Below are 2,724 nucleotides of genomic sequence, written 5' to 3' on the forward strand. Positions count from 1 at the left end.
CCCACGCACACGCTCGCCTGGGCCGCCTGGTGTATCGCCAGGCTCGGAGGCTGGAACGGCTACGAAAAGGAACGCCCGCCAGGGCCCATCACCTTCACCCACGGCCTCAGACGCTTCAACGCCATCATACACGGCTTCGTTCTGGCCTCGCAAAAATGAGCCCGAAGCAAATGTGTGCGCACGCTAGCCCACAAGGGGAGAAGGGGGAGGTCGCGCGGCTCCATCGCGCGTGCTCTACTGCCCCCAGGGACCCCACCATGATTCGCATCTCGCTCGCCGTTCTGCTCCTCTCCACGCCGGCCTTCGCCGCCGACATGTCGGTCTTCGTCCGCAACCAGCGGCAGCAGGACGTGGCGGTGGAATTGTTCAGCCGCGACAGCGGCAAGGTCTGGCCGGGCAACGACAAGGTCTTCCTCATCCGCCCGCAGGCGCGGAAATCGGTGCCGATCTCCTGCGACAATGGCGAGCACATCTGCTGGGGCGCCTGGGTCGTCGGCAACGATCAGATCTCAGCCGGCGTCGGCCCCGACAACGACCAGCCCTGCGACACCTGCTGCTTCATCTGCGTGGAGCATTCGACCGAGACGGTGGATCTGGCGGAGTAAGCGGGGCTATCTCCCCCCTCGAGGGGGAGATGTCGCCGAAGGCGACAGAGGGGGTCGCTGCGCGTCGAGCACCGACGCCGTCCGCGACAAGAAATGACGTTGGCGCTTCACGCGCGAGGACCCCCTCTGGCCGCTTCGCGGCCATCTCCCCCTCATGGGGGGAGATTAGCGCCGCGCTACTCCGCCTTCGCCAATCACGGGGAGATCAATCCTTCCTCGTTCCAGCCTCGCATGCCATCATTCGCCATCGGCCGTGGGGGCCGATTCGACCTCGGGGGTTTTCATGTCTTTCACCATTGCGCGCCGCGTTGCCGCCGCGCTCTCGCTTGCCGTCATGGTCTCGTCCGCCGCGCAGGCCGGCGACGTCACCTTCCAGATCAGGAACAGCCATCCCAACGCCATGCGCGTCGAGCTCTACAGCCAGGACCGCGACTATGTCTGGCCGGGCAACGGCAAGGATTTCTATCTCGACGACGGCGAGACCAAGGAGCTGCCGATCTCCTGCGAGGACGGCGAGAAGATCTGCTACGGCGCCTGGGTCGACGGCGACGAGGAGACCTATTGGGGCGTCGGTCCGGGCAACAAGGAAAGCTGCGACGACTGCTGCTACACCTGCAGCGGCGGCCAGACCGAGGAGATCGATCTGACGGAGTAGGAGCGCCGAATCTCCCCCCTTGAGGGGGAGATGTCGCCGAAGGTGACAGAGGGGGTCGCCGCGCGTCGAGCGCCGACGCGCCCTGCGCGACGAAAACGACGTTGGCGATCTACGTGAGACGACCCCCTCTGGCCGCTTCGCGGCCATCTCCCCCTCGAGGGGGGAGATAACGCTGCGCATCCGGCCAGCTTGACGCCCTTCGCGCCCTCGCCCTAGCCTTGTCTCCACCCACCCAACAGGAGACTCACCCAAATGGCAGGCACGGTCGAAGGCGAGAAGGTCGACGTTTCCTTCAGCGGCAAGCGCTGCATCCATTCGCGCAACTGCGTGCTCGGCAACCCGCATGTCTTCGTGCCAAACGCCAAGGGCGAGTGGATCCATCCCGATGCGGCGAGCGTCGAGAAGGTGGTGGCGCTGGCCGAGAACTGCCCGTCGGGCGCCATCACCTATGCCAGGAAGGATGGCGGGCCGCAGGAGAAGCCGCCGGTGGTCAACACCGTGCGCGTGCGCGAAAACGGGCCTCTGGCGGTCCATGCCGAGATCGTACTGAACGGCGAGACCTTCTATCGCGCCACGCTCTGCCGCTGCGGCTTGTCGCAGAACAAGCCGTTCTGCGACAACAGCCACATCAAGGCCGGCTTCACCGCCACCGGCGAGCCGCCGCTGAAGGAGGCGCAGGTGCTCGAGGCGCGGGACGGCCCGCTGAACGTCACGCCGACCGCGAACGGGCCGCTCAAGCTCGAAGGCAATGCCGAGATCGTCACCGGCACCGGCCACACCGTCGCCCGCACGACGAAGGTCTTCCTCTGCCGCTGCGGCCACTCGGCCAACAAGCCGTTCTGCGACGGATCGCATAAAAGAGTGGGGTTCGTGGCATGAAAACCCCTGCGCCGGCGTTAGTTTAGGATGAGGTTTCGCGCTTCAGGAGGAAATCCATCATGCGCACCATGCTCGTTCTTGCTCTGCTCGCCTTCGCCATGCCCGCCTATGCCGCCAATCACGCGGTCCAGATCAAGGGCATGAAATTCCACCCGGCCAAGATCAGTGCCGCCGTCGGCGACACCGTCACCTTCACCAATGCCGACGCCATGACGCACACCGCCACGGCCGAGGACGGCTCCTTCGACACCGGCCAGCTCGCCAAGGGCAAGAGCGCCAAGGTCAAGATCGCCAAAGCCGGCGCGCATGCGTTCCACTGCGCGATCCACAGCTCGATGAAGGGCACCGTCACGGCGAAGTAGCGTCGCATCCTTCTGCTGTAGGAGAAGGCTTTCAGCAGTGTCGGCTGGGCGCGACCATCAAAGGTCGGCGATCCTTCACACCCCCCTCTGGCCTGCCGGCCATCTCCCCCGCAAGGGGGGAGATCGGATGTCGCGTTCGCTTTCGCCAATCGCCAAGGTCGCAGGAAGAGTGCCGGCGCCCATACAGCCAATCTCCCCCCTTGCGGGGGAGATGTCCGGCAGG

The 2,724-nt window shown here is 65.5% G+C and carries 4 protein-coding genes; all 4 read left to right on the forward strand.

The genetic code is table 11. The features are described from left to right. Positions 1–257: 257 nt before the first annotated feature. The 4 genes from EOA38_RS32835 (at position 258) to EOA38_RS32850 (ending at position 2,501) form a co-directional block, all read left to right on the forward strand. On the forward strand, positions 258–605 hold the full coding sequence (locus EOA38_RS32835) for a hypothetical protein (RefSeq protein WP_127301188.1): 348 nt from the start codon (positions 258–260) through the stop codon (positions 603–605). A 283-nt stretch (positions 606–888) separates the two neighbouring features. Beyond that, entirely contained in the window at positions 889–1,260 is a 372-nt protein-coding gene (locus EOA38_RS32840) for a hypothetical protein (protein WP_127301189.1), read from the forward strand. A 252-nt stretch (positions 1,261–1,512) separates the two neighbouring features. After that, positions 1,513–2,139 carry a CDGSH iron-sulfur domain-containing protein gene (locus EOA38_RS32845; protein WP_127301190.1) on the forward strand — a complete coding sequence of 209 codons (627 nt, stop codon included), beginning with the start codon at positions 1,513–1,515 and terminating at the stop codon, positions 2,137–2,139. Between the two features lie 59 nt (positions 2,140–2,198). Further along, entirely contained in the window at positions 2,199–2,501 is a 303-nt protein-coding gene (locus EOA38_RS32850) for a cupredoxin family copper-binding protein (protein WP_127301191.1), read from the forward strand. The last annotated feature ends 223 nt before the right edge of the window (positions 2,502–2,724 follow it).

The organism is Mesorhizobium sp. M1E.F.Ca.ET.041.01.1.1, from assembly GCF_003997355.1.
GTDB lineage: Bacteria > Pseudomonadota > Alphaproteobacteria > Rhizobiales > Rhizobiaceae > Mesorhizobium.